Here is a 23,040-nt window from a genome sequence, read left to right as displayed (position 1 = left end):
AGCGACTCGAGGCGGTCTCGACCGACGGCGTGGTCGACCGGTTCGGACCCGTCTCGTTCGATCCGCTGCTGGTCGAGGGCGAGCAATCGGGGGCCGTCGAGCGAAACCGGATGACTCGCGAGGACCGCGAACGGGCACAGCGCCGCGCCGAGTCCCGTCGCGGCTGGGAACAGGACTGGATCGAGTGGGACGAAGCCGCGGACCGGCAGTCACAGCGTCGCCGACCCCGATAGTACGGGAATCTCGTCTAGTCAGAACCGCTTTCGAACGACTTCGGACCACGACCGCGAGATCCCTCTCGAGAGTGTGTAGAAAGGGTGGGGGGAATGGGGGTGGCGACAGTCTGTCTCAGATCGCCAACTACTCGTACGAACTGGTGGGAGTTAAATATGGTTTCTAATTGTTTACTGTCCCAATACAATAGGATCTAATTACTTAGTATCATATTGAGGAATTACGGTCGGCGACCGCCGATTGCCACAACTGATGGTTTCGACAGAGGCGATATTCCCCGATCTGACTGTCCCGCCTGATCGGACTCGTTCATGCGCTGCTCTGCGGGAATTCTCTCGTCGGAATGCGCTGCGATCGAGTACTCCCATCAAAACCAGTTGCCGGTACCCGTTCGAGGAACGGCGTCGCTACCGAACGAATGATTGGGGAAAGGGGTGGGGGGATTGGGGTGGCGACAATTCGCCTCGGATCGCCAATTACCGATACGAACTGATGACAGGTAAGAATACTTCCTAACTGTTTGCGTGTCTTCGCAGGATACACTACTCAATTAGACACCCCGTCGAACGTCATGGTGACGAGCTTTCGTTCGGCCGCCCGCAGGTGGTAGTGATACGTCGGCGGCGAGATGTCGAGCGCCTCCGCGAGGTCTTCACCGGTGCTCTCCCGCGGCCACTCGAAGAAGCCGCTGTAGTGAGCCGCCTGCAACGCTTCGAACTGCTTGTCGGTGAGTTCCTCCGCGAGGTATGTATCGAGCTGTCGCGCCGACTGCGTGGTCGTCGTCTCCCGTTTGGCGACCAGTTCCGTCTCGGGATACTCCTCGCTGATCGCCTCGATCAACGCCCGCGTCTCGACCCGCTGTGGAATTTCGAGAACGAGCGTCGACGTTTCGTCTTCGGCCGTCGCCATCCGGATCTGTACGTCGTACGTTCGAAGCACGTCGAGGAACGGCGTCGCCATCACCGTCAGCTCGAACAGCGTCTCGTCTTCGCCTTCGGAGACGACCGAGAGCGTCTCGATCGACGCCCACGATGCTTCCAGCGGGGTGAGATCCGCCGTCGCCGGCGCGCTGACGAACAGGACGATCCCGTCCTCGCCGCGGTCGACGACGCCCTCGAGCGCGATCGGCTCCGCCCCGGCGACGTGAGCCGACAGCCGGTTGAGCAGCAATCGCGAGCCCCCCACGGCGAGTTCGAGCTCGATACGACTGTCGGTCAGCATCGCCCGCGTCCGTTCGACCGACTGAATCGCGTGTCCGATCGTCTCCCCGAGCTCGGCGAGCACCTCGCGCTCGCACTCCCCGACCGCGTCGGCTCCCGCGACGTGGACCATCAGGACGCCGTAGCGCCGTTCGTCCGCAGCGAGCGGGACGCCCAGGACCGTCTGAAATCCGTAGGTCAGCGCTTCCTTGCGTCGCATCGTCCACCGGTCGTCCTCGAGCACGTCGCGCACCGTCCGCACCTGCCCCGACTCGAGGATGTCCCGGACGAGTTCGATCTCCGGTGCACAGTCGTTGCCGGCGCGGATTCCGTCGATGTATGCCGCGTCGATTCCGGCCCAGGCGGTCGGCGCGGGCGGTTCGTCGTCGCTCGCGGCGATCCAGGCGAACCGATACCGGTCCGTTCCGGCGAGGCGATCGCACACCGTCTCCTCGATCGCCGCGCGCGTCGACGCCTGCGCGACGCCGTGGTTGATCTCGCGGACGATCTCGTTCGTGTGATTGAGCCGGGTCAGCTCCTCGTTTTGCTGCGTGAGCGTCCGATCGTGATCGCGAAGTAACTGCTCGCGTTCGGCCCGGTCCAGCGCCGCCTCGGTGTTGGCCGCCAGAATGTGTAACAGCTCGGTCATCGTCTCGTCGAACCCGTCGACGTCCTCCGTCCCCGCGACCAGCACGCCGTGCGTCCCCAGCGGCACGATCAGTTCGCTGCGACTCACCGCCGCCGCGGTATCGACCTCGTCTTCGCGCCTGATATCCTCGTAATAGGCGCTCTCTCCCTCCGAAAACGCCTCCCAGACCAGCCCCTCGCCCCGTTCGATCGTCTCCGCCGGATCGCCCAGTTCGGGTGAGCGTCGCGTCGACGCCGCGTGCTCGAGGTCCCCCGCCGTCGGCTCGAACGCGTAGGCCGCGGCGACGGCCACGTCCAGGATCTCGCGGGCCGTCTCGACCGCCGCCCGGTAGATCTCCGCTTTGGTCTCGGCTCGCATCAGATCCCGCGTCGTCTCGTGTAACGTCGTCAGCGTCCGCTCGTAGCGGCGCTCGCTCTCCCGGAGTTCCGTTTCGGTGCGGAACTGAGCGACCGCATTCGTGATCTGGTTCGCCAACAGCGCGTACTGCTCCTCCCCGGACTCCTTCTGGAGATACTGGGTCACGCCCGCCGCGATCGCCTCGCTGGCGATCTCCTCCGACCCCCGCCCCGTAAAGAGGATAAACGGGAGGCCGGGGTCCCCCTCCCGGATTCGCTCTAACAGCTCCAGGCCCGTCATCTCCGGCATCTCGTAATCGCTGACGATACAGTCGACCTCGCGGCGCTCGAGAATCTCCAGCGCTTCCGCGCCGTCCGTCGCCGCCTCGGCCGCGATCGACTCGCGTTCACGCTCGAGCATCTCTCCGGCGAGCGCCGCGAAGCCGGGTTCGTTGTCGACGACGAGTACGGTGATCGGTTTCGTCATTGATCTGAAGATCGATGTCCTCGGTTGCTGACGCCTTGTCGAGGAAAGACTAAACAATTAGCATTTAGATATCGTTCGTTCGAACTATCTCTAGTAGCTGCTGAACGTCAGTGGATACCCACTCGCACGATTGCTGTGCGAGTGGGTGTAAACAGGTCCAGCTATTGCTCACGTACCGTCGTTCGGCTCGATGGGCGAGATCACGGAATGGTACCATCGAATTCGTACTCCGGTGCCCAGTTTATCGAGGGATGGTCGATCTCGGACTCAAACCGAAGCTCCATCTTCTGTTCAGTTGCATCGGCTGCATCGATCCAGTAAAACTGCCCATTGTCAGGATAATAGACGAGAAACGCATCGATCAAGTCGTGATAGGTGTCCTCGTGATACTCGCCATCTTTCGTGGTTTGCGAGTGGGTATTGAATCGCATCGTTTCCGCTTTGTTCGACCAGCCGGTCTTGCACTGGATCTGATGGAGAGCAGTCCCGTCGTCCACGATGAGATCGTACTTGTCGTTATCTCCGAAGGGGACCGAGACGCTGTGGTCACTGACTATGAGTTCGGACAGTGCTCTTGCTTCGGTCTCGTCGCCGACTGCTTTCGAATTGCGCATAGCATGATGGGCCGCCTTCTTGGATAAAAACGATCGGTGAGGCTATCGATCTTCGGCGAAGTTCGTCGCTCACTGCGTTCGATTCACTCTCTGATTCAAATTCCTCGTTTCCGTTTTTCGAGGAATAGCGACTCGCTTCGCTCGTCGGTTAGTTCCTCGAAAAAGCGCCCGAGGCGGGATTTGAACCCGCGTCACAACCGTGACAGGGTTGTATGATGGGCCACTACACCACCCGGGCTCGCAACTCTTCGTTTCCGGCTAACAGTATTAAGGGTTTTGCTCCGGGTTCGTTTGGATGGTACGGTGACATGAATCCCTACTCAAGGACCCACGGGACGCACCAACGTCTGCCAATTAGCCCCAAGAGGCGGCTCATGTTTATAATATGATTCAAATCAGAAAATCACATCCGTACTGCTCGATCGTTCCAGAGTCACATCCCGTATTGGTTTCCGACGGCTACTATCGCGACTCGCTTCGTTCGCCGGCTCTCTCCTCGAAAAGCATCCGAGACGGGATTTGATCAACGTTCGTTCACTGCGTTCGCGTCACTCTCTGATTCAAATTCCTCGTTTCCGTTTTTCGAGGAATAGCGACTCGCTTCGCTCGTCGGTCAGGTCCTCGAAAAAGCGCCCGAGGCGGGATTTGAACCCGCGTCACAACCGTGACAGGGTTGTATGATGGGCCACTACACCACCCGGGCTTCAACACATGGTTACCCGCTACCAGTATTAAGGCTTTTCAATCGAACACCGTGTGGTACGGTCAATCGCGCCACGATAGCTGCCTCGAGCACGTTTCCACACCACCCCGTGCTACAACATCACACGACCCACAAGGAATATAACTGAGAACCGGATACTCTCGAATGTGATCGACGGTTCCGGTCAGCGTCGCCCGGCCGGGTAGCCCCGCTTGTGCCTCGAGTTAGTAACCGTTAAATGCCTCCCGCCGCTACCTGCCTGTAGTATCTCGTGACAGCCGCTTCTCTCCCGATAGCCGACACGCACACCCACACTCACACCAACACATGGTAGACGTAAGCCAACACGAACTGGTTCCGGAGCACAGTGTCCTCGAGGACGACACGCTCGAGGAGGTGCTCGAGGAATACAACATCGATCGTACAGATTTACCGAAGATCAAGCGCAACGATCCCGCACTGCCCGACGACGCGGAGATCGGCGACGTTATCAAGATCGTCCGTGACTCGCGGACGACCGAGCAGGCAGTCATCTATCGACTCGTGGTGGAATGAATGGCAATTGAACTGAACCGCGACGAACGACGAGAGATTTCGCGTGAATATTTCGCGAAGGAACGGATCGCCGAACACCACTACCGCTCGTTCAACGCCTTCCTCAACCGGGGAATGCAGCGGGTCGTCGACGAGAAGGAGACGATCGACACGGACATCGGCGACAAGGAAGGCGAGGAGCCGGTCCACGTCGAACTGGGCGACGTCCGCGTCGTCACGCCGCGCGTCCGAGAGGCGGACGGTTCCGAAGAACTGCTGTACCCACAGGAGGCCCGCCTCCGCAACATCACCTACTCCGCGCCGGTGTTCATGGAGATGTCCATCGTCAAGGGTGAGGAAGGCGACGAGCGGGTCGTCGACTCGACCGAAACGAAGATCGGCCGGATGCCGATTATGGTCGGCTCCGACAAGTGTAACATCGCCGGCTTCTCCGACGAGGAACTGATCGAGATCGGCGAGGACCCCGCCGACCCCGGCGGCTACTTCATCGTCAACGGCTCCGAGCGGGTGCTGATGACCAGCGAGGACCTCGCACCGAACAAGATCCTCGCGGAATACGACAGCAAGTACGGCGACGAGATTCAGGTCGCCAAAACCTTCTCGCAGCGCCGCGGCTACCGCGCCCTCGTGCTGTGCGAACGGAATCGCGAGGGGCTGCTCGAGGTCTCCTTCCCCTCGGTGTCTGGCTCGATCAATTTCGTGACGCTCGTTCGGGCGCTCGGCCTCGAATCGGACGAGGAAATCGTCCACAAGGTCTCGAACGACCCCGAGGTCGTCAAGTACATGCTCGAGAACCTCGAGGAAGCGGAGGTCCAGACCGAGGAGGGTGCCATCGAGGAACTCGGGAAGCGCGTCGCCTCCGGCCAGGGGAAGAACTACCAGCTCAAGCGGGCCAACTACGTCATCGATCGCTATCTCCTGCCCCACCTCCACGAGGAGGGCGTCGAGGAGGAGGACGTCCGGATCAACAAGGCGCATTACCTCTGTCGGATGGCCGAGGCCTGCTTCGAACTCGCGCTCGGACGGCGCGAGTCCGACGACAAGGACCACTACGCGAACAAGCGGCTGAAGGTCAGCGGCGACCTGATGAAGGACCTGTTCCGGACCGCACTGAACAAGCTGGCGCGGGACGTCAAATACCAGCTCGAGCGCGCGAACATGCGGAATCGGCAGCTCTCGGTGAACACGGTCGTCCGATCCGACGTGCTCACCGAACGGCTCGAGCACCCGATCGCGACGGGCAACTGGGTCGGCGGCCGCTCCGGTGTGAGCCAGCTGGTCGACCGAACCGACTTCATGGGCGTTCTGTCTCACCTGCGCCGCCTTCGCAGTCCGCTCTCGCGCTCGCAGCCCCACTTCGAAGCGCGGGACCTGCACGCGACCCAGTGGGGTCGCATCGGCCCCTCCGAGACGCCGGAGGGACCGAACTGTGGACTGGTGAAGAACTTCGCCCAATCGATGGAGCTCTCCCAGAACGTCGAGGACGAACAGGAACTCAAACGCGAACTCGCATCCATGGGGGTCGAGGGAATTCCCGGCCTCGAAGGCATCGAACGGACGACAGCGTCAGGGGACGATTAATCAATCATGAGCAGCCAACAACGAGAGGCGAAAGTCTACGTCAACGGGTCGCTGGTGGGGACTCATCCCGATCCGCACGAACTCGCAGAACAGATCCGCGAAGCGCGACGCATCGGCGACGTCAGCGAGATGGTCAACGTCTCGGTGAAAGACCGCACTCGCGAAGTGATCGTCAACGCCGACGCCGGTCGCGCGCGGCGGCCGCTGCTGGTCGTCGAGGGCGGCGAACCGCGCATTTCCCAACAGGAGATCGAGGCGCTCACGGACGGCGACCTCGAGTTCGAGGATCTCGTCGATCACGGCTACATCGAGTTCATCGACGCCGAGGAGGAAGAGGACATCCTCGTCGCCGTCGACGAGGACGATCTGACCGAGAAACACACGCACCTCGAGATCGATCCGTCGCTGATCTTCTCGATCGGTGCGGGGATGATTCCCTATCCCGAGCACAACGCCTCGCCCCGCATTACGATGGGGGCAGGGATGATCAAGCAGTCGCTGGGGCTGCCGAGCGCGAACTACCGGATCCGGCCGGACACGCGCCAGCACCTGCTGCACTACCCGCAGCTCTCGATGGTGAAGACCCAGACGACCGAGCAGATCGGCTACGACGAGCGGCCGGCGGCCCAGAACTTCGTCGTCGCCGTGATGAGCTACGAGGGGTTCAACATCGAGGACGCGCTGGTCATGAACAAGGCCAGCGTCGAACGCGCGCTCGCTCGCTCGCACTTCTTCCGGACCTACGAGGGCGAGGAACGCCGTTATCCCGGCGGCCAGGAAGACCGCTTCGAAATTCCGAGCCAGGACGTCCGCGGTGCTCGCGGTGAGGAAGCGTACACCCACCTCGACGAGGACGGCCTCGTCAATCCCGAGACGACGGTCGACGAGAACTCCGTCTTACTCGGGAAGACGAGCCCGCCGCGATTCCTCGAAGAGCCCGACGACATGGGCGGACTCTCGCCCCAGAAGCGGCGTGAAACCTCCGTCACCATGCGTTCGGGCGAGTCGGGAATCGTCGACACCGTTACCCTCATGGAGGGGGAAGACGGCTCGAAGCTCTCGAAGGTTTCCGTGCGCGACGAACGGATCCCCGAACTCGGGGACAAGTTCGCCAGCCGCCACGGACAGAAGGGGGTCGTCGGCCACCTCGCACCGCAGGAGGACATGCCCTTCACCGAGGAGGGCGTCGTCCCCGACCTCGTGCTCAATCCGCACGCGCTGCCGTCGCGGATGACCGTCGGCCACATCCTCGAGATGATCGGCGGCAAACTCGGTGCGATGGAAGGCCGCCGTGTCGACGGGACGCCCTTCCTCGGCGAGGAGAAGGACGCGCTCCGAGAGGGGCTCGAGGACGCCGGCTTCGATTCGGCCGGCAAGGAGACCATGTACTCCGGCATCTCCGGCGAGAAGATCGACGCCGAGATCTTCGTCGGGGTCATCTTCTACCAGAAGCTCTACCACATGGTCTCGAACAAGCTGCACGCCCGCTCGCGCGGGCCGGTGCAGGTGCTGACTCGCCAGCCCACGGAGGGCCGCGCCCGCGAAGGAGGCCTCCGTATCGGGGAGATGGAACGCGACGTGTTCATCGGTCACGGGGCGGCCATGACGCTGAAGGAACGACTGCTCGACGAGTCCGACCGCGAGTTCATCCACATCTGTGCGAACTGCGGGATGAGCGCGGTCGAAAACGTCGAACAACGGCGTGTCTACTGTCCGAACTGCGACGAGGAGACCGATATCCACGAGATCGAGATGAGCTACGCGTTCAAGCTCCTGCTCGACGAGATGAAGGCGCTGGGTATCGCACCGCGACTCGAACTGGAGGACGCCGTCTAACCCATGCAAGATACGACACCAAAAGACATCGGAGCGATCTCCTTCGGGCTCATGGAGCCCGAGGAATACCGGGAGATGAGCGCGACGAAGATCATCACCGCCGACACGTACGACGACGACGGGTTCCCCATCGACATGGGGCTGATGGACCCCCGACTCGGCGTGATCGATCCCGGCCTCGAGTGCAAGACCTGTGGGAAGCACTCTGGTTCGTGTAACGGCCACTTCGGCCACATCGAACTGGCCGCGCCGGTCATCCACGTCGGCTTTACGAAACTCATCCGACGGCTCCTGCGAGGAACCTGTCGGGAGTGTTCGAAACTCCTCCTCACCGAGGACGAACGCGACGAGTTCCGCGGCCAACTCGACGAGTCCCGGAAACTGAGCCGGGATCTCAACGACGTGACGAAGGCCGCGATTCGGCAGGCCCGGAAGAAGGACCGCTGTCCGTTCTGTGGCGAAATCCAGTACGACATCGACCACGAGAAGCCGACGACCTACTACGAGGTCCAGCAGGTCCTCACCAGCGAGTACTCCCAGCGCATCGCCGGCGCGATGCAGGGCGACGAGGAAGAGGGCGTCGAGCGGACGACGCCGGACGAACTCGCCGAGAAAACCGAGATCGAGCTCACTCGGATCAACGAGATCCTCTCCGGCTCCTTCCGACCGCGCGAAAGCCAGCGCAAGGCGATCGAGAAGGCGCTGGACATCGACCTGACCGAGGAGGACACGAACAAGCTGATGCCCAGCGACATCCGGGACTGGTTCGAGAACATTCCGGACGAGGACATCGAGGTGCTGGGTATCAACCCCGAGCGTTCCCGCCCCGAGTGGATGATTCTCACCGTCCTCCCCGTCCCGCCGGTCACTGCACGGCCGTCGATCACGCTGGACAACGGCCAGCGCTCCGAGGACGACCTCACGCACAAACTCGTCGACATCATTCGGATCAACCAGCGGTTCATGGAGAACCGCGAGGCCGGTGCACCCCAGCTGATCATCGAGGACCTCTGGGAACTGCTCCAGTACCACGTCACGACGTTCATGGACAACGAGATCTCGGGGACGCCGCCGGCACGACACCGCTCCGGCCGTCCCCTCAAGACCCTCTCCCAGCGACTCAAGGGCAAAGAGGGGCGCTTCCGAGGCTCGCTGTCCGGGAAGCGCGTGAACTTCTCCGCCCGGACCGTCATTTCGCCGGACCCGACCCTCTCGCTGAACGAGGTCGGCGTTCCGGACCGGGTCGCCAAGGAGATGACCCAGACGATGAACGTCACCGAGCGCAACCTCGAGGACGCCCGTCGGTTCGTTTCGAACGGCCCCGAGGGCCACCCCGGCGCGAACTACGTCCGACGACCGGACGGCCGCCGGCTCAAGGTGACTGAAAAGAACTGCGAACAGCTCGCCGAGAAGGTCGATGCCGGGTGGGAGGTCAACCGCCACCTCATCGACGGCGACATCGTCATCTTCAACCGCCAGCCGTCGCTCCACCGGATGTCGATCATGGCCCACGAGGTCGTGGTCATGCCGTACAAGACGTTCCGGCTGAACACCGTCGTCTGTCCGCCGTACAACGCCGACTTCGACGGCGACGAGATGAACATGCACGCGCTGCAAAACGAGGAGGCCCGCGCCGAGGCTCGCGTCCTCATGCGCGTCCAGGAACAGATCCTCTCCCCGCGATTCGGCGAGAACATCATCGGGGCCATCCAGGATCACATCTCCGGGATGTACCTCCTGACGCACGACAACCCCCGATTCAACGAGACGCAGGCGCTGGACCTGCTCCGCGCCACTCGGATCGACGAACTGCCGGAACCCAGCGGAATCGACGACGAGGGAACGCCATTCTGGACCGGCTACGACGTCTTCTCCGAACTGCTGCCCGACGACCTGAACCTCGAGTTCACGGGTACCGTCGGCGACGAAGTCGTCATCGAAGACGGCCAGTTGCTCCAGGGCACCATCGCCGAGGACGAGGTTGGCGAGTTCGGCGGCGAGATCGTCGATACGATCACGAAGGTCTACGGCAACACCCGCGCGCGGATCTTCATCAACGAAGTTTCGACGCTGGCGATGCGAGCGATCATGCACTTCGGGTTCTCGATCGGGATCGACGACGAGACCATCCCCGGGGAAGCCCAGTCTCGCATCGACGAAACGATCGACGACGCCAACGACCGCGTCGAAGAACTGATCGAGGCCTACGATCGGAACGAACTCGAGAGTCTGCCGGGTCGAACGATCGACGAGACCCTCGAGATGAAGATCATGCAGACGCTCTCGCGTGCGCGTGACAACGCCGGGAATATCGCCGACGAGCACTTCGAGGACGACAATCCCGCCGTCGTCATGGCCAACTCCGGTGCCCGCGGGTCGATGCTCAACCTGACCCAGATGGCCGGCGCGGTCGGCCAGCAGGCGGTTCGGGGCGAGCGGATCAACCGCGGGTACGAGGATCGGACCCTCAGCCACTACGAGCCAGACGACCTCTCCGCCGAAGCACACGGCTTCGTCGAGAACTCCTATACGAGCGGGCTCACCCCGCGGGAGTTCTTCTTCCACGCGATGGGTGGTCGCGAGGGCCTAGTCGACACCGCAGTCCGTACCTCCAAGTCCGGCTACCTGCAGCGTCGGCTGATCAACGCCCTCTCCGAACTCGAGTCCCAGTACGACGGCACCGTTCGAGACACCTCGGACACGATCGTCCAATTCGAGTTCGGCGAAGACGGCACGTCGCCGGTCAAAGTCTCCTCCGGCGACGACAACGACATCGACGTCGAACACATCGCCAGTCAGGTACTCGACTCCGAGTTCGCCTCCGAGGAGGAACGAGACGAGTTCCTCGGCTCCAGACCGCGGCCGACGAACCTCTCCGAACACGCCGACGATCGCCTCGCCGAGGACGTGGGGGTGAGCTCGGATGACTAGCGCCGACTACGACGTCGATGCCGACACGGTTGCGGTCGTCGAGGACACCGACCTCCCACGGCGACTCAAGGACGAGGTTTACGACACGCTCGAGAGCCGCGAGGGCGCGACCGTCGAGGAAGCCGACGAACTCGCGAAGGCCGTCGAGACCCGTTATCTGAACACGCGAGTTCCCCCGCTCGACCCCGTCGGGACGGTCTCGGCCCAGTCGATCGGCGAACCCGGCACCCAGCTGACGATGAACACGTTCCACTACGCGGGTGTCGCAGAGATCGACGTGACCCAGGGGCTGCCTCGGCTGATCGAGCTGGTCGACGCCCGGAAGACCCCGGACACGCCGATGATGACCGTCTACCTCGAGGACGAGTACGCGACCGAACGCGAGAAGGCCCACGAGGTCGTCTGGAGCATCGAGGCGACCAAGATCCTCGCACTGGGCGACGTCTCGACGAACGTCGCGGACATGCGCGTTCAGATCTCGCTCAACGAGGACACGCTTCAGGAGCGGCTGATCACGGCCGAGGAAGTCGCCGAGATCATCGAAGACTCCCTGGGTGTCAAGACAGTTCAGCAAGGTGCCAGTATCGAGTTCGGCCCCGAAGAACCGTCCTACCGCGATCTTCTCCAGCTCGTCGAAGAGCTCCGCGAAATCACGTTCAAGGGGATCGAAGAGGTCTCCCGCGTCGTCATTCGCCGCGAGGAACTCGAGGATGGCGAGGAGTTCGTCCTCTATACCGAGGGATCGGCCTTCGGCGACGCCCTCGATATCGAGGGCGTCGACGCCTCGCGGACGACGTGTAACAACATCCACGAGATCCACCGCAACCTCGGCATCGAGGCCGCCCGCGAAGCGGTCATCGAGGAGACGAACAACACGCTCGCCGAGCAGGGACTGGACGACGTCAACGTCCGGCACCTGATGCTCGTCGCGGACATGATGACCAATCGCGGCGAGGTCGAGTCGATCGGCCGCCACGGAATCTCGGGCTCGAAGGATTCGGTGCTGGCACGCGCGGCGTTCGAGGTGACGGTCAACCACCTACTCAACGCCGCGATCCACGGCGAGATCGACGATCTCGACGGCGTCACGGAGAACGTCATCGTCGGCAAGCCGATCAAGCTCGGTACCGGCGACGTCGATCTCCGGATGGGATCGACCACCTCCGGGAGCGGTCAGGCCGACTGATCGATGGGTGTTACCCTCGACGACGACGCCCGCCAGTACCTCGGTGCATTCGAGGACGTGACCGGCGTCGACGGTCGGGACTGTCTCGTCACCGAGAGCGGTAACAGGCTCTTGATCGTCGTCGAACGCGGCGGAATGGGCGAGGCGATCGGCCCCGGCGGTCGGACGGTCCAGCGATTCGAGGACCGGGTCGATGCGCAGGTTCGTCTCATCGAAGGCGCGGACGATCCCGAAGCATTCGTCGCAAACGTCCTCGCGCCAGCGGCCGTCTACAACGTCACCATCAGCGAAAACGACGATACCGTCGCCTACGTCGAGGTCGCCGAAGACGACCACGGCGTTGCGATCGGAACGAACGGTCGGACGATCGACGCCGCCCGGTCGCTCGCGGATCGCCACTTCGGGATCGACGACATCCAGCTACTCTGATTTCCGCTTCGCTACGGTTTTTGGCCGATACGTCACTCTCGAGACGACAGACTCCGAAATTGATCGGCTGCTCGCAGCCGATCTTCCGTTCGGCGACCTCTCATCCGCCGAACGCCGCTAACCCGCGCTCCGGGCGTAACTCGAGTCAACGAAACGTCCGCAGAGTCGGCGAACGCCACATCTAAAGCGATCTCGAGCCGTCACGCGGAGTCGAAACGGGTGGCTTAAGTGCCTTCGTCGGATATCGACTCCCATGGCAAACGGCAAATATGCCGCGCGGAAGCTCAAGAAGGACCGCCAGAATCAGCGGTGGTCCGACTCTGACTACGCGCGCCGCGCCCGTGGACTTCGCGAGAAGTCCGACCCGCTCGAGGGCGCACCGCAGGCTCGCGGTATCGTACTGGAAAAGGTCGGCATCGAGGCCAAACAGCCCAACTCGGCGATCCGAAAGTGCGTCCGAGTGCAACTGATCAAGAACGGCAAGCAGGTCACCGCGTTCTGTCCCGGTGACGGTGCCATCTCGTTCATCGACGAACACGACGAAGTCACCATCGCCGGGATCGGTGGGGCGAAGGGTCGTGCGATGGGCGATCTCTCCGGTGTCAACTACAAGGTCGACAAGGTCAACGGCGTCGCACTGAAAGAACTCGTTCGCGGGAACGCGGAAAAACCGGTGCGATAATCATGGCCGCAGAAGATCAACCGGAACCGGACGCGCCGGCCGGTGGTGCAGACGTTTCGGCGCAACTGTTCGGGACGTGGGACCTCGTCGAAATCGAGTACGCCGATCCCTCGACCGAGCGCTACATCACGGTGACCCCCGTCGCTCACACCGCGGGACGCCACGCCAGCAAGCAGTTCAAGAAGTCCCAGATCTCGATCGTCGAGCGCTTCATCAACCGCTTGATGCAGACCGAGGAGAACACGGGCAAGAAACAGCAGTCGCTCAACCACGTCCGTGACGCGTTCGAGCTCGTTCACGAGCGCACCGAGGACAACCCCATTCAGGTGCTCGTAACGGCCGTCGAGAACGCGGCCCCGCGGGAGGAGACCGTCCGCCTGAAGTACGGCGGGATTTCGGTCCCGAAGGCCGTCGACGTCGCACCGCAGCGTCGGGTCGACCAGGCCCTGAAGTTCCTCTCAGAGGGCGTCTACAACGCATCGTTCAAGACGACGACGGACGTCGAGGAGGCCATCGCCAACCAGCTCATCGGCGCGGCCAACTACGACGTCCAGACTTACGCCGTCAGTCAGAAAGAGGAGAAAGAGCGCGTCGCGGCAGCCGCCCGCTAACGCGATTCGTCGATTCGATTTTCGGTCGGTTCATCGCTCGTAGTGTCATCGATTTTCGAACCGCTCTAGTACTTTCTCGGATTCCCATCCGGTATCTCATCCTGACAGACCGCGTCGAGTGACGCTCGAGTGCTGGTACAGCGGCTCGAGGCCGTACTGGCGAGGGCCGGCCCGTATTCGCGGCTCCACTCAATTCTTTCAAGCAGTTTTCAACCAGTAGTATATCATGTTAGTATTATCTATGCGCTATCCGTTATATTAAAATAAATTAATTACTGGGCAGCACTATTCCTCGAGTGTACCATGACGGACATCACACAGTACTTGAAGAATCACCCACGAATGATCGGCGCCCTGTTTACACTCCTCCTGTTACTGTCTCAGGCTGGGAGTGCCGCAGCAACAAATGGGACTTTGTTTATGGGGCCATAGCAGCCACCTATTCACCAAGAAGATCTTTACTCCATTTAACTTGATTATCCCGGATAACAGGGAATAGCGCTTTGTCGAAGAACTTCCTAAGTTCAGACGTACTTACTGGTATACGATCAGTCTTCCTAGGGATAACATAGAAAGATTCGACCGAATCGATATGTGGTGAGAACACTCCTCCTCTTATCACCTCTGCTGACGTATATGTGTCCATTTCTACAAGAGTGCCGTTAGAATCTTCGATAACCGAGCAGACATTGGGGGCCCGTGTTTCTGATTGTGCGATTGTGGTTCGACCATCACCCACCATGAGATATTGCTGTCCAATGATGTTTTCTTGCCGAGCGATATCCAGGGCGGCGTAAAGTGGGAAGCCGAGGTTCAATAAACGAGCAATCATACCACCAACACTGACTGCACCGCTGTTAACGACATTGCCCAGTGTTACGATGCCGCCAGTACTGCCAGTTTCAACGAGATGGAGTCCCTGATCGTGCGACTGGCATGCATTCAATAGGAATGCCTTTGCACCAACAGAGTCAACTGTTGCAGCGTCTAGTTTGCCATCTGTACATTGAAATCCTCCTTCATCGATATGACCAATATAGTGTAAGAAGTCACTGTCACGAGCGAGAACGTCCTCAAGAATATCAGTCGAAAGGTCATAGTGGACAGTGGTATTAAACGGTAACTTTTCACGAGTTCCATACGTACCGTTGACGCTCTCAAGTTCCTCACGCATATCTTTATCATTACAGATGACATCAATCTCGATTGGACCATCTTTTGGCGTTCGTCCGATGCTGTTTTGGTATGCTGATAGTGGAGTAGTACTAACGATCTCCGAATCATTGATGCCGGCCCATGATTGTTGAATTGTCGACGGTTTTGTTGGGCCGGATGACTCGGCTACAGTCGTGTCCCCACGGACAGAATAGGGTTGTGCGCTTCGGACGAAATCGTCTCGAGTAAAATCTTTAATCGCCTGCTCTGCGATTGGCTCTGATGGTGTTGGTTCTGAAGTAATATCTTGAATATTGACAACTGCAAGATCGTTGGCGAGAAACGGTAAAAACTGAATGTGCTCCTCAGTTGGCTCAAGCTGGATTTCGAACCCCCAATCTGGAAGATGCGGTTTTAGTGTTTTATACGGTATCTCAAGATAGGTTTCGATTCGTTTAGCAAGTGGCTCATTATATGTTGTTTTAAAGTCGAAGTCAAGTAGTGGTTCAATCGCTTGACGCTCATGTAGTGGAAGAGGGGTTGTCCCTTCAGTCCGAACTATACAGTCGAGAAAGAACAACTGTTTCAGTACTTGTTTAACCGATAATTCAAAATCATCCAATCCCTTAAGTTCATACGTATAACCCCTTTCAGTGGCTATTTGTGGACTTTGGCCTGAAACTACCCTCGCACCGAGGTAGTACGCGAGCGGTGCGACGACGAATACATACGGAAGTGTTGCAGGAATTTCTATCTGAATGTTGTGTTCCAGCTGATCGAATCTATCTGGTATATGGAACTCATCCCCGAGTTCGAGACGAGGTGGATGGCCCCGGAGCGTCGGATAGGCTCGCTCAGGCGTTGTCGTCTTCAGCGCTGAACCAAACGCAGACACTGCCCCCATGAGATCTGACGGATTTGATGTCGTTGTGATTGTCCCTGCTGGTTGCTCATGGAACGATCGTGCACCGAGAATTACGGCCGTCTTCTCGGCGAAATTGACGTATGTCTGATCACTATCGGAAAAAATCCGCACTGAACTGTCAACGCAAGCATATACCTTCAAGGGGCCAGACAGGTCCAGCGTATACTTGTCTGATGGAAACTCTGCTTGGTCAGCTGGGCTGACCTTTGCGAGCATCATCCCTTCTGAGTCGCGGACAAAGACTCCTTCAGTCGTCGGTAGTACGATTGAATCCGCTGTAAACTGTACTACAGAACCAACTGGGAACCCGATTTGATCAGCAGCGGCTGACTCGAGCGAAACCGGCTCGTTCATCGTCAGTCGATATCGATGCCGTTCGATCGGATCGATTATCTCGATTCCCTCTTCTGTCGGCTCGAATTTCGGTTTCATTGAAACGGATGAGTGGCTCATAGGGCGTATCTAGAATCGTGTGTGGCTGTTCCCGAGACCGGATCCATGGACCGTTTCCTCCGATGGACCGTTACTCCGAATCGACCGGCAGCCAACCGGAGCTGTAGGTCCCGTCGTCGATATCCCACCGCTCCTGGTAGTCGCCGTTTTGCTCTCGAATCTCGACGACCACGTCGAAAAGTGGCGAGAAGACTGGAACAATCTGCGCGTCTCGTTCGACCGGGAGGTGATAGTGCACCATTCCGTCGATGTCTCTCGTTCGGCCGTTGATCAAATGCAGGAACTTGAACAGCCGCTGTCTGCCGTACTCCTCGAGGAGGGGAAGCAACGAATCGATTCCGACCCTGACCTCGGACGGCTCGAGCACGTCGGCGGTGGCTTCGAAGGAGTCGATCGCACTCGAGATGGCGATGCCGAGGTCGGCGAGGGTATCGACATCGGTCGTCGTCGGTTCGATCGACGGCGAAACATCCGGAGCGGTCGCCGCGGCACTGCGCGCCTGCGCGTTGTAGGCGATAACCGAAAGCGTCTCCGAACGACCGTCGTCGACGACGTGTGAGACGGGGTGTGGTTCGCCGGTCGTCGAGACTAGGACGCGCCGCCGGACACGGTTGGCCCCACAACCCAGCAGCCGTTGGCAGGTATCTCGACGCTGGTCGGGCTGAACGGAGCCCACGACGAGAACGCTCGCCCCCTTGCGTTTCAACCGCGTTAGCTCGTCGGAGAAGCCGTCCCCGTTCGTCCCCTCACAGTCCGTTTCCGAGAGCATCACTAGTATGTTCCACGGTTTTACCACCTCAAACAATAAATGTTCGGGTCGAAGTGTACGGCCAACGCTTCGATGAACCGCCGTCTCAGGTATCCGCTCGAGCCGGCCGCTCACGCCGGTCACCGTCGCGATTCGGGTCGTGACGACTCAGTCCGCCGCGGGTCCCTTGCCGCCGACGTACGCCCGGGTCGCGTCGACGAGCACCTGCCGGTAGGAACTCGTATCGGGTTCCCGTGCGAGCTCTCGGAACCGCTGTTTGAACGCCTCGAAGTCGACCTTCGGTGCATCCATCGCGGCCGCGTGCGCGAGGTCGTAGAGCCGGTGGTCCCTGTCGACGAGATCGTGCCGTTCCGCGAGCGCCAGTGCGAACGCGGCGTTCACGGCCGTGATTTCCGGGTCGGCACTCGCGGAGAGACGCTCGAGGCCGGGCCGAGGCGGCGTCTCGGGTCGGTCGGCGACCGCCGCGGCGAGGCTCGACTCGAGAAAGGAGAGCAGTTTCTCGCCGGGGCCGACCGAGAGCGTGATGTCGTCGGCGTAGATGTCTTTCATGTGGTTTGCGATCTGATAGCAGTGGGAGAGTTTGCGCCGTTCGACGCTCTTGCCGGCCAGCGCGAGATAGAGCACTTCCTCGGTCGACTGGGTGTGGGAGGGGTGTCGTTGCTCGTTGCGGGCCATGTGTGCAAACTCGTGGAGGGCGAGTTCGCGGGCCATCGCCGACGAGGCGGCCTGCCTCGAGATGTTGAGCACGTGGCGATCGTCGTAGTGGGCGGCCCAGGTTCGTTCGTCCGGATCGTCACGGAGGTGGACGTAGACCGGCAACGAGAGGTCGTGTTCGGTTTCGAAGAGGTCGCGGGCGCTGAGGAATGGAGAGGTCGGGCCCGGTCCCTGAACGCGGATATCCATGTGTAATCCTAGCAAGAGCCCACGGGATTTGACTCTTGTGTGCGATTGCATGTGGGTGAATTGGGCCATCAAGCGGACGAACAGTAGTAGCCACTGCAACGATTTACATACTGATCGCATAGTCCGCGGTTCTCGCTCACTCTGTTCGCTCCGAACCGCGCAGCGCTCCGAACCGCGCATCGTTCCGATCCGCGTACGTTCCGAACCGCGCTCGCGTCGTGCGATCGGGCGTGCAGTAACTTTCAGTGGTACTACTTGTCTACCGCACGGCTACGGTGTCGATGCGAGCTCGGATTACGGTGTTCCGGGATTGTGCGGTCGCGTCACCGTGGGCCGGGGGCCACACATTATGAGAGGGATTCACTCACCCAAATTGGATATTCAAACGTTCGAACCGGGAAAGACGTCGGATTTCGGCGGCGACGAAACACTACCCTTTTGACCCCGCTGGCGGTAATGGGGTATATATGGGCCGACGCAAGAAGATCGTCCAAGAGTGTGAACGGCTGATGGACGAACCGGAGAACATCCGGAACATCGCCATCGCCGCTCACGTCGACCACGGGAAAACGACACTTTCTGACAATCTCCTCGCCGGTGCCGGCATGATCTCCGATGAGACTGCCGGTGAACAGCTCGCGATGGACACGGAGGAAGACGAGCAGGAACGCGGGATCACCATCGACGCGGCGAACGTTTCGATGACCCACGAGTACGAGGACACCAACCACCTCATCAACCTCATCGACACGCCGGGCCACGTCGACTTCGGTGGCGACGTCACCCGTGCGATGCGCGCCGTCGACGGTGCGCTCGTCGTCGTCGACGCCGTCGAAGGGGCAATGCCCCAGACCGAGACGGTGCTCCGACAGGCGCTCCGAGAGGGGGTCAAGCCGACCCTGTTCATCAACAAGGTCGACCGCCTGATCTCCGAACTGCAGGAAGGACCCGAAGAGATGCAGAACCGGCTCCTGTCGGTCATCCACGACGTCAACGAACTCATCCGCGGGATGACCGAGGAGCGAGACGACATCGACGACTGGACCGTCTCCGTCGAAGACGGCACCGTCGGCTTCGGCTCCGCGCTGTACAAGTGGGGTGTCTCCATGCCCTCGATGCAGCGCACCGGGATGGACTTCGGCGAAATCATGGACCTCGAGCGCAACGACGAGCGCCAGGAACTCCACGAGCGGACGCCGCTGTCGGACGTCGTGCTCGACATGGTCTGTGAGCACTTCCCGAACCCAGTCGATGCCCAGCCCCGTCGTATCCCGCGTATCTGGCGCGGTGACGAGGAGTCCGAGCTCGCGGAGTCGATGCGACTCGTCGACGAGAACGGCGAAGTCGTCTTCATGGTCACCGACATCGCGATGGACCCCCACGCCGGCGAAGTCGCCTCCGGTCGCGTCTTCTCGGGCTCCCTCGAGAAGGGACAGGAACTCTACGTCTCGGGGACCGCTGGCAAGAACCGCGTCCAGTCCGTCGGGATCTACATGGGTGGCGAACGCGAGGAAGTCGATCACGTCCCCGCGGGGAACATCGCCGCCGTTACCGGCCTCAAAGACGCTATCGCCGGTTCGACGGTCTCGAGTATCGAGATGACGCCCTTCGAGACGATCGAACACATCTCGGAACCGGTCATCACCAAGAGCGTGGAGGCCCAGACGATGGACGACCTGCCGAAGCTCATCGAGACGCTGCGTCAGGTCTCCAAGGAGGACCCCACGATCCAGATTACGATCAACGAGGACACCGGCGAGCACCTGATCTCCGGGCAGGGTGAACTCCACCTCGAGGTCATCACCCAGCGTATCGAGAAGAACCAGGGGATCCCGGTCAACACCGGCGAACCGATCGTCGTCTTCCGCGAGGCCATCCAGCGCGCGAGCGATCAGGTCGAAGGGATCTCCCCGAACCGTCACAACCGCTTCTACATCTCCGTCGAGCCGCTGCCGGGCGATGTCGTCGACACGATCAAGAAGGGCGAGGCGTCGATGGACATGCCCGAGCAGGAACGCCGCGAGGCCCTGCAGGAGGCCGGCATGGACAAGGACGACTCGCAGGAAGTCGAGCATATCCACGGCTCGAACATCCTGCTGGATCAGACCAAAGGGATCCAGCACCTGAACGAGACGATGGAGCTGTTCATCGAGGGACTCGAGGAGGCCCTCGACAACGGTCCGCTCGCGAACGAGCCGGTGCAGGGAACGCTCATCCGCCTGCACGACGCGCGACTCCACGAGGACACGATCCACCGCGGTCCGGCGCAGGTCATCCCCGCGACCCGGGAGGCCGTCCACAAGGCGCTGATCGACGGCAAGATCAAGATGCTCGAGCCGATGCAGGACGTCCGTATCGACGTGCCCAACGACCACATGGGCGCCGCCTCCGGCGAGATTCAGGGCCGCCGTGGCCGCGTCGACGACATGTACCAGGAAGGCGACCTCATGGTCGTCGAGGGCATCGCGCCCGTCGGCGAGATGATCGGCTTCGCGAGCGACATTCGCTCCGCGACCGAGGGCCGCGCCTCCTGGAACACCGAGAACGCCGGCTTCGAGGTCATGTCCAACTCCCTCCAGCGCGAGAAGATCATGGAGATCCGCGAGCGCAAGGGCATGAAGCTCGAGCTGCCGCCAGCGATCGACTACCTGTAGGCGACTCGCGACTCACTGCACGCGAGATCTGTTTTCTCCCGTTATTTCCCGTCTCGAGTGCTATCAGTGGCACCCGTGAGACGTGACTCGTGACAAGAGTCGCCGTTTTTCCTCTCCGTGAGACGAAGCGAACGCTTCTCATTCATCAGGTAGACTGACACGAAGTGAGGAGCCGATGACGACAGAATCGGAGGAAAACCCGGCCCCGGAACCGCTCGCGGATATCCTCTCGTCCGACGGGGTTGAAGACGCACGAGCCGCAGCCGCTCGATTCGGTGGGCGCGACGAAGAGCGCTGGGAACGGGCTCGAGAAGCGTTCAGTAGCGAGTAGCTGTCCGGACGGGAGTCGTTTTCTCGTTACTCTCGTTCGCCGGCACCGAGCGCGCTCTCGCCGACCTTCTCGTGGCCCTCGATGACCTCCTTCCCGCCCATATACGGCTGCAGGGGCTCGGGGATCGTCACCGTCCCGTCCTCGTTCTGGTAGTACTCGAGGAGTGCAACCATAACCCGGGGAATCGCAAGCCCGGAGGCGTTCAGGGTGTGCAGGTACTCGGCCGACTCGTGGCGCTCGGGGCGGTAGCGCAGGCCGGCGCGGCGGGCCTGGAAGTCCTCGAAGTTCGAGGCCGAGGAAACCTCGAGCCAGCGGCCGCCCTCCTCGGGGCCGTCGTCCATGTCGTCGCCGGGGGCCCAGACCTCGATGTCGTAGGTCTTGGCGCTGGCGAAAGTCAGATCGCCGGTACAGAGCTCGAGGATGCGGTAGGGAAGGCCGAGTTGTTTGAGGACTTCCTCGGCTTCGTCGAGGAGGTTCTCGAGTCGGTCGTAGCTCTCCTCGGGTTCGACGAAGTTGACGAGTTCGACCTTGTTGAACTGGTGGACGCGGACGATGCCCCGCGTTTCGGTGCCGTGCTCGCCGGCCTCGCGCCGGAAGTTGGGCGTGTAGGCCTGGTGTTTGAGCGGGAGGTCGTCGTCGAGGAGGATCTCGTTGGCGTACATGTTGGTGACCGGCACCTCCGCGGTGGGACAGAGCCAGAGGTCCTCTTCGTCGTACTCCTCCTCGTTGCTCCCGCCCAGCCGATAGGCGTCGTCGGCGAACTTCGGGAGCTGGCCGGTGCCACGCATGGAGGCGCTCTTGACCGGGACCGGCGGAAAGAGATCGACATAGCCCTGCTCGCGGTGGAGGTCCAGCATGAACTGGATCAGGGCGTGCTCGAGCTGTGCGCCCTCGCCCTTGAGGAAGTAGAAGCCGGCACCGGTCGTCTTGGCGGCGCGTTCCTCGTCGATGATGTCGAGCTCCTCGCCGAGGTCGTAGTGGGGGGTCACCTCGTCGGGCAGCTCGTGCGAGTCGTCGAACCCCCAGCGCCGATCCTCGACGTTGTGTCGCTCGTCGATCCCCAGCGGAACGCTCTCGTGGGGGAGCTGTGGGATTTCGAGCATTCGTTCTTTGAGTTCGTCCTCGAGGGCGGCCCCCTCTTCTTCGACCTCCTCGATCGCGGCTTTGAGCTCCCGGGAACGCTCGATGGCTTCCTCCCGTTCCTCCTCTTTCCCTTCGGCGACGAGCGTGCCGATCTTCTTGGTGATCTGGTTGCGATCGTGGCGCAGGTCGTCGCCGCGAGCCTTCAGTTCCCGCCACCGCTCGTCGAGTTCGAGCAGCTCGTCGAGGTCGACGTCCGCCCCGCGGTTCTCGAGGGCGTCGCGTACCTCGTCGGGGTTCTCGCGCAGATAGGTCCGGTCGAGCATTGTCTTGCCCGTGCGTTCTTTGCGCCCGGGCAAAACCGTGTCGGAAGGCCGCGTCTCCCGGTCGCTCGTTCGAGCCGTCGGCGGGAAACGCTTTTTTCGTCGGCGGGCTGACTCACGAGGTATGGACCCGCTCGAGGGCGAGCTGTCGTCGGCGTCGATCGAGTACGAGCCCGTCAGCGTCAAGGACGTACTCGTCGAGATGAAGGACACCGCGGAGCTGTTGATCGATCTCTCGTACTCGGCGGTGCTCCACCAGAGCGAGCCGCTCGCCACGGAGGTGCTCCGGCTGGAAGAGCGGATGGACGTCCTCGAGTTGCGCGCGCGGATGAGCCTCCTGATGGCCGCACGGAAGCCCGCGGACGCGGAACAGCTCGCGCCCGTCCTCGGGATCGTCGGCGCGGCCGACGGGATC

At 61.2% G+C, this 23,040-nt stretch carries 18 protein-coding genes, 2 tRNA genes and 1 pseudogene; 13 read left to right on the top strand and 8 right to left on the bottom strand.

The genetic code is table 11. The features are described 5' to 3' along the window. Positions 1 to 233, top strand: a pseudogene (locus PGX04_RS10075) (protein-L-isoaspartate O-methyltransferase family protein); the annotation flags it as partial. Positions 234 to 780: 547 nt separating this feature from the next. Here the strand turns inward: PGX04_RS10075 and PGX04_RS10070 are convergent. The 4 genes from PGX04_RS10070 to PGX04_RS10055 form a co-directional block, all read right to left on the bottom strand. Next, complete coding sequence (locus PGX04_RS10070) at positions 781 to 2,904, bottom strand: bacterio-opsin activator domain-containing protein (RefSeq protein WP_273738373.1); 2,124 nt, start codon at positions 2,902 to 2,904, stop codon at positions 781 to 783. Between the two features lie 200 nt (positions 2,905 to 3,104). Next, positions 3,105 to 3,518, bottom strand: a complete 414-nt coding sequence (locus PGX04_RS10065; RefSeq protein WP_273738372.1) for a group I intron-associated PD-(D/E)XK endonuclease — start codon at positions 3,516 to 3,518, stop codon at positions 3,105 to 3,107. Positions 3,519 to 3,683: 165 nt separating this feature from the next. After that, positions 3,684 to 3,756: transfer RNA gene (locus tag PGX04_RS10060), tRNA-Asp, on the bottom strand. Between the two features lie 392 nt (positions 3,757 to 4,148). After that, positions 4,149 to 4,221, bottom strand: a tRNA-Asp gene (locus tag PGX04_RS10055). Positions 4,222 to 4,548: 327 nt separating this feature from the next. Here PGX04_RS10055 and PGX04_RS10050 point away from each other — a divergent pair. The 9 genes from PGX04_RS10050 (at position 4,549) to PGX04_RS34610 (ending at position 14,464) form a co-directional block, all read left to right on the top strand. Next, complete coding sequence (locus PGX04_RS10050) at positions 4,549 to 4,776, top strand: DNA-directed RNA polymerase subunit H (RefSeq protein ID WP_273738371.1); 228 nt, start codon at positions 4,549 to 4,551, stop codon at positions 4,774 to 4,776. After that, entirely contained in the window at positions 4,777 to 6,357 is a 1,581-nt protein-coding gene (locus PGX04_RS10045; RefSeq protein ID WP_273738370.1) for a DNA-directed RNA polymerase subunit B'', read from the top strand. A gap of 6 nt (positions 6,358 to 6,363) precedes the next feature. Continuing rightward, entirely contained in the window at positions 6,364 to 8,193 is a 1,830-nt protein-coding gene (gene rpoB / locus PGX04_RS10040) for a DNA-directed RNA polymerase subunit B (RefSeq protein WP_273738369.1), read from the top strand. A gap of 3 nt (positions 8,194 to 8,196) precedes the next feature. Next, positions 8,197 to 11,124, top strand: a complete 2,928-nt coding sequence (locus PGX04_RS10035; RefSeq protein ID WP_273738368.1) for a DNA-directed RNA polymerase subunit A' — start codon at positions 8,197 to 8,199, stop codon at positions 11,122 to 11,124. Beyond that, positions 11,117 to 12,310, top strand: coding sequence for a DNA-directed RNA polymerase subunit A'' (gene rpoA2 / locus PGX04_RS10030; RefSeq protein ID WP_273738367.1), 1,194 nt, complete (start codon positions 11,117 to 11,119; stop codon positions 12,308 to 12,310). The genes PGX04_RS10035 and rpoA2 overlap by 8 nt, the downstream gene beginning before the upstream one ends. Positions 12,311 to 12,313: 3 nt before the next feature. Continuing rightward, complete coding sequence (locus PGX04_RS10025) at positions 12,314 to 12,739, top strand: NusA-like transcription termination signal-binding factor (protein ID WP_273738366.1); 426 nt, start codon at positions 12,314 to 12,316, stop codon at positions 12,737 to 12,739. Between the two features lie 253 nt (positions 12,740 to 12,992). Then, entirely contained in the window at positions 12,993 to 13,421 is a 429-nt protein-coding gene (locus tag PGX04_RS10020) for a 30S ribosomal protein S12 (RefSeq protein ID WP_004267302.1), read from the top strand. Positions 13,422 to 13,423: 2 nt separating this feature from the next. Beyond that, positions 13,424 to 14,032, top strand: coding sequence for a 30S ribosomal protein S7 (locus tag PGX04_RS10015; RefSeq protein ID WP_273738365.1), 609 nt, complete (start codon positions 13,424 to 13,426; stop codon positions 14,030 to 14,032). A 303-nt stretch (positions 14,033 to 14,335) separates the two neighbouring features. Then, entirely contained in the window at positions 14,336 to 14,464 is a 129-nt protein-coding gene (locus PGX04_RS34610) for a DUF7503 family protein (RefSeq protein WP_425498445.1), read from the top strand. 7 nt (positions 14,465 to 14,471) lie between these two features. Here PGX04_RS34610 and PGX04_RS10010 read toward each other — a convergent pair whose 3' ends face one another. The 3 genes from PGX04_RS10010 to PGX04_RS10000 all read right to left on the bottom strand — a co-directional run bounded on the left by PGX04_RS10010 (position 14,472) and on the right by PGX04_RS10000 (position 18,237). After that, entirely contained in the window at positions 14,472 to 16,544 is a 2,073-nt protein-coding gene (locus PGX04_RS10010; RefSeq protein WP_273738364.1) for a hypothetical protein, read from the bottom strand. Between the two features lie 91 nt (positions 16,545 to 16,635). Continuing rightward, entirely contained in the window at positions 16,636 to 17,334 is a 699-nt protein-coding gene (locus PGX04_RS10005; RefSeq protein WP_273738363.1) for a DUF7504 family protein, read from the bottom strand. Positions 17,335 to 17,481: 147 nt separating this feature from the next. Beyond that, positions 17,482 to 18,237 carry a DUF5781 family protein gene (locus PGX04_RS10000; protein ID WP_273738374.1) on the bottom strand — a complete coding sequence of 252 codons (756 nt, stop codon included), beginning with the start codon at positions 18,235 to 18,237 and terminating at the stop codon, positions 17,482 to 17,484. 467 nt (positions 18,238 to 18,704) lie between these two features. Here PGX04_RS10000 and PGX04_RS09995 point away from each other — a divergent pair, with 467 nt between their 5' ends. Together PGX04_RS09995 and PGX04_RS09990 are read left to right on the top strand one after the other, a co-directional pair. Beyond that, positions 18,705 to 20,891 carry an elongation factor EF-2 gene (locus PGX04_RS09995; RefSeq protein WP_273738362.1) on the top strand — a complete coding sequence of 729 codons (2,187 nt, stop codon included), beginning with the start codon at positions 18,705 to 18,707 and terminating at the stop codon, positions 20,889 to 20,891. Between the two features lie 175 nt (positions 20,892 to 21,066). Then, positions 21,067 to 21,222: a hypothetical protein gene (locus tag PGX04_RS09990; protein WP_273738361.1), complete on the top strand. Its 156-nt coding sequence runs from the start codon at positions 21,067 to 21,069 to the stop codon at positions 21,220 to 21,222. A 26-nt stretch (positions 21,223 to 21,248) separates the two neighbouring features. On the opposite strand, the gene serS is transcribed toward PGX04_RS09990, so the two are convergent. Continuing rightward, complete coding sequence (serS, locus tag PGX04_RS09985; RefSeq protein WP_273738360.1) at positions 21,249 to 22,628, bottom strand: serine--tRNA ligase; 1,380 nt, start codon at positions 22,626 to 22,628, stop codon at positions 21,249 to 21,251. A gap of 121 nt (positions 22,629 to 22,749) precedes the next feature. Here serS and PGX04_RS09980 point away from each other — a divergent pair. Then, positions 22,750 to 23,040 (top strand): PhoU domain-containing protein (locus tag PGX04_RS09980; RefSeq protein ID WP_273738359.1); only part of this gene is annotated, 291 nt, incomplete at its 3' end.

Source organism: Natrinema soli, assembly GCF_028618695.1.
This window is presented reverse-complemented; position numbering and strand designations above follow the sequence as displayed.